The sequence below is a fragment of the Cyanobium sp. NIVA-CYA 375 genome (genome assembly GCF_056108345.1).
Map to the genome: position 1 here is coordinate 1 of NZ_JBSYHW010000130.1, position 3725 is coordinate 3725.

The window sequence follows — 3725 nt, forward strand, 5'->3', positions numbered from 1 at the left end:
CTGAGATCCAAGCTGTTTTCAGAGGTCTGTCAAGAGCGGAACTGCCACGGAGCTTTCTCCCCCCTGAACAGTTACGTGTCAACTCGATACCGCAGTGACTGTTTTGATCCGTCTACCTCTGAGCAGCCTTCGCCCCCGGGCAGCCGCTGTTCTGCTGAGTCTCTCGGTTCCCGGCACCGCAGCCGTAATGGCCCAATCAACCACGCCGGCCGTCCAAATTCTGGACAACAACATCTCCCTCGCCCAGGTGCTCAAGGCCCAGGAAGGCTGGTGCAAAGCGCTTCTTCAGATCAGCGCCGATTACTCCAAGGGAGGGATTGCCAAAGCCAAGACAACCGCCGCAATGGTGATTGATCAAGCCTATGGCTACCAATACGGGCCAGTGGCGTTTAAGCCAACCTTGGCTTCAGGAGAACAAACCATTCGAGCCACCCGCGAGGGCGCTCTCGCATACTTTGTGGGTCACAATCCCAATTTCCCAAAAGACAAAGGCTTCGCCCTTACGCCCTGGCGCTCTTGCAAGGCAGTGAATACGGTGATTCAGCTCGATGGTTCATCTGCAATCACAATGGGTAATGTGACATTCACTGATGCCAATGGCAGCGTCACAAGAGTTGATAAGACCTGGAACTTCATCAAGGGAAGAGATGGAAGTGTGCGCATCCTGCTGCATCATTCGTCCCTGAACTACGGCAGCTGATCATCTGCCATTCCGCCATGCCGAAACCCCGCTAGCGGACAGCCGGTGACCTCGATGGCTTCCTCGGCCTCGGGTTCGACAACCTGATCCAGATCCTGTTGATCGTGGCCTACAGCCTGGTGCTGGGCAACCTGGCCTACGCCCGCCAGGCCTTCCAGCGCGAGGGGCGCGACGACCGCACCGCCCTCCCCTACGGCATCAACACGATGAGCCTGTTCGCCTATGTGTTTGTGGTGATGCTGCAGCAAACCGAGAGTGAGGTTGGCTGGGTCGGTCTGCAGGTAGACCTACTTGCCAATACCTACTTGCCAATACAAAAACGCGAAAACACCCGATCCAGCACCGCCTCGCTCACCGCCTCGCCGGTGATCTCGCCGAGGGCGCGCACGGCGGCGCGCAGGTCAATCGTCCAGAAGTCCCAGGGCAGCTGCTGCGCCGCGGCTTCAAGCGCAGCCCCCAGGCTCAGGGCCGCCGCCGCCGCCAAATCCCGTTGGCGAGCATTAAGTGCCACCTGCACCCCTTCGAGGCAGCCAGCTCCGCAGCGGCGCAGCAGCTCCGCCACCAGCTCGTCGCGGCCGGCTCCAGTGAGGGCGCTGAAGCGCACATCTGCCGGCTCCCCATGCCCCGGGGGCACCAGACCCACCGGCAGGCCAGCCCCATCGGCCTTGTTGCCCGCCACCAGCAGCACGACGCCCTCGGGCACCAGCTCCCGCAGGGCCTGATCCTCCAGGCTCCAGCCGGAGGCCAGATCAAACAGCAACAGCACCGCATCAGCGGCGGCCAGGGCGGCGCGGGAGCGCTCGATGCCCAGCTGCTCAACCCGGTCGCTGGTGGGGCGAATACCGGCGGTGTCGAGCAGGGTGAGCGGCACGCCGTCGAGCACCAGCTCGCTTTCCAGCAGGTCGCGGGTGGTGCCCGGTAGGTCGGTCACGATCGCCCGCTCTCGCTGGCTGAGCAGGTTGAGCAGGCTGGATTTGCCCACGTTCGGCCGGCCCACGATCGCCACCCGCAAACCACGGCGCAGCAACTCCCCCTGGCGCGCCTCAGCCACCAGCTGCTCCAGCTCCACCTGCACCGCCGCCAGTTCCGCCGTCACCGCCGCGCCATCGAGGGGGGGTAGGTCCTCCTCGAAGTCCACCCGCGCCTCCAACTCGGCCAGCTGATCCAGCAGCCGCTCGCGCAGGGCACCGATACGCAGCTGCAGGCCGCCATCAAGGCCCGCCATGGCCAGCTGGGCCGCCCGGCGGCTGCGAGCCGTGATCATTTCGCTGATCGCCTCGGCGCGGGTGAGGTCGAGCCGGCCGTTTAAAAACGCCCGCTGGCTGAATTCCCCCGGCAAGGCCCGCCGCGCCCCGGCCGCCAGCACCAGCTCCAGCACCCGCTGCACCGCCACCAAGCCCCCATGGCAGTGCAGTTCCACCACGTCTTCCCGGGTGAAGCTGCGCGGCGCTCGCATCAGCAGCAGCAGGGCCTCATCGAGCCGCTCACCACTAGCAGGATCCACCACATGGCCATAAAGCACCCGGTGGCTCTCCCAGCTCTGCTGGCCAGGGGCCGCAAACAACTGCCGGCCAATCGCCTCCGCCCCGTTCCCTGAGATCCGTACGATCGCCACACTGCCCTCGCCCGGCGCCACGGCGGTGGCCACCGCGGCGATGGTGTCAGTAAATCCGGCGTCGTTGAAGCCCATGCCCCCATTTCAGCTCCACGCCGCCCTGGCACGCCGCCTACGGCAGATGCTGAACTGGCTCTGGCACCAAGAAGGCAGCCACGGCGAACGGGCAAGAGGCCTGGCGGTTGGCCTTTTCAGCGGCTGCTTTCCATTTTTTGGGCTGCAGATAGTGCTGAGCGTGGCACTGGCATCCGTGGTGCGGGGCAACCACTTGCTGGCAGCTGCTGGCACCTGGGTGAGCAATCCATTCACCTATCTGCCGCTCTATTGGTTCAATTACCAAGTTGGCTGCTGGCTAATTGGGCCAGGCACCGGCTGGCCGGGCTTGGCAAGCCTTAAGGACGGCAGCATCTGGCACAACAGCGGGGCCTTCCTCAGTCGGCTGATGCTGGGCTCAACCCTGGTCGCAAGCACCACCTCCGTCGCGGGGGGATGGCTCTATTGGCGATGGTTGGAGCGGGTTAAGCCTGAATCAGGAGCTGGCCAGGCCGGGAAAAACCATTAAGTCGATGTGACCACCTACCGGGTAGCGCCATTCGCGAAATTCCTCGGCCAGGGCGTGCTGCTCACGGGGCAGGGCCTGGGCCTGCAGGTCCTGGAGCCGATGGTGCACCAGGTCCAGGGTGTCGTCTATCAGTTGGGCCGCCTGCTCGGAGGTCATGGCATTGCCTGCGCTGGATGGGCAGGTTGTAACTGGGCCCCAGCCGAGCCGCTGTAGCCATGGTCACCCTGACAAAGGACAGCGAGAAAACAAGATTAAAATTACCAAGCACCATTCAGCACAGAACTTCGATCAGATCAACCGGTGACCGCGCACCTTCAGTTGTGATAGTTACTCAGCTCCTGGACGGAGCCTCTTCGTGTATACTCAGCCACCTTCACTCCTGAGCAACTGGCTTCATCCAGCCAGCCTCACCCCCCCGGCACCATGGCCACGACCGCCGCTATCACCAACGTCACCGACAACGTTGGCATCATCACCGGCACCGTCGCTGCTGGCGGCCGCACCAACGACACCACTCCCACCATCAGCGGCACCATCTCTGCTCCACTCGCTGCTGGCGAAACCCTGCGGGTGTTCAACGGAACAGTTCTCCTCGGTACGGCCACTGTCAATAACACCGCTCTGACCTGGACTTTCACTCCAGCAACAGCTCTTCCTGCTACTTCTGCCACCAACTACTCCATCACCGCTCGCGTTGCCGATTCCGTAGGCAATCTCGGTACCGCCTCTACTGCGCGAACCTTCACCCTCGATACCGTCGCGCCAGCCACCACCGCCGCTATCACCAACGTCACCGACAACGTTGGCATCATCACCGGCACCGTCGCTGCTGGCGGCCGCACCAACGA

The 3725-nt window shown here is 63.4% G+C and carries 5 protein-coding genes and 1 pseudogene; 4 read left to right on the forward strand and 2 right to left on the reverse strand.

The features are described from left to right. Positions 1-187 precede the first annotated feature (187 nt). The gene (locus AC01FP_RS16440; RefSeq protein WP_474481745.1) at positions 188-700 is read left to right on the forward strand and encodes a phosphoribosyl-AMP cyclohydrolase; all 513 of its coding nucleotides are present in this window, start codon (positions 188-190) and stop codon (positions 698-700) included. Between the two features lie 44 nt (positions 701-744). Next, a pseudogene (locus AC01FP_RS16445) lies at positions 745-942 on the forward strand (NCS2 family permease); the annotation flags it as partial. Positions 943-1001: 59 nt separating this feature from the next. Here AC01FP_RS16445 and mnmE read toward each other — a convergent pair. Continuing rightward, positions 1002-2390: a tRNA uridine-5-carboxymethylaminomethyl(34) synthesis GTPase MnmE gene (mnmE, locus tag AC01FP_RS16450; protein WP_474481746.1), complete on the reverse strand. Its 1389-nt coding sequence runs from the start codon at positions 2388-2390 to the stop codon at positions 1002-1004. Between mnmE and AC01FP_RS16455 the strand changes: the two genes are divergently transcribed. Next, complete coding sequence (locus AC01FP_RS16455) at positions 2389-2877, forward strand: DUF2062 domain-containing protein (protein ID WP_474481747.1); 489 nt, start codon at positions 2389-2391, stop codon at positions 2875-2877. The two genes, mnmE and AC01FP_RS16455, sit on opposite strands and share 2 nt — an antisense overlap. Here AC01FP_RS16455 and AC01FP_RS16460 read toward each other — a convergent pair. Continuing rightward, positions 2845-3033, reverse strand: coding sequence for a hypothetical protein (locus tag AC01FP_RS16460; RefSeq protein ID WP_474481748.1), 189 nt, complete (start codon positions 3031-3033; stop codon positions 2845-2847). The genes AC01FP_RS16455 and AC01FP_RS16460 overlap by 33 nt on opposite strands. 267 nt (positions 3034-3300) lie before the next feature. Here AC01FP_RS16460 and AC01FP_RS16465 point away from each other — a divergent pair. Then, a partial coding sequence (locus tag AC01FP_RS16465; RefSeq protein WP_474481749.1) for an Ig-like domain-containing protein occupies positions 3301-3725 on the forward strand: 425 nt, incomplete at its 3' end.

Excerpts from the sequence above, each read along its gene's own strand:
- AC01FP_RS16460 (WP_474481748.1), bottom strand. The coding sequence starts at position 3,033 with ATGACCTCCGAGCAGGCGGCCCAACTGATAGACGACACCCTGGACCTG.
- mnmE (WP_474481746.1), bottom strand. The coding sequence starts at position 2,390 with ATGGGCTTCAACGACGCCGGATTTACTGACACCATCGCCGCGGTGGCC.
- AC01FP_RS16440 (WP_474481745.1), top strand. The coding sequence starts at position 188 with ATGGCCCAATCAACCACGCCGGCCGTCCAAATTCTGGACAACAACATC.
- AC01FP_RS16455 (WP_474481747.1), top strand. The coding sequence starts at position 2,389 with ATGCCCCCATTTCAGCTCCACGCCGCCCTGGCACGCCGCCTACGGCAG.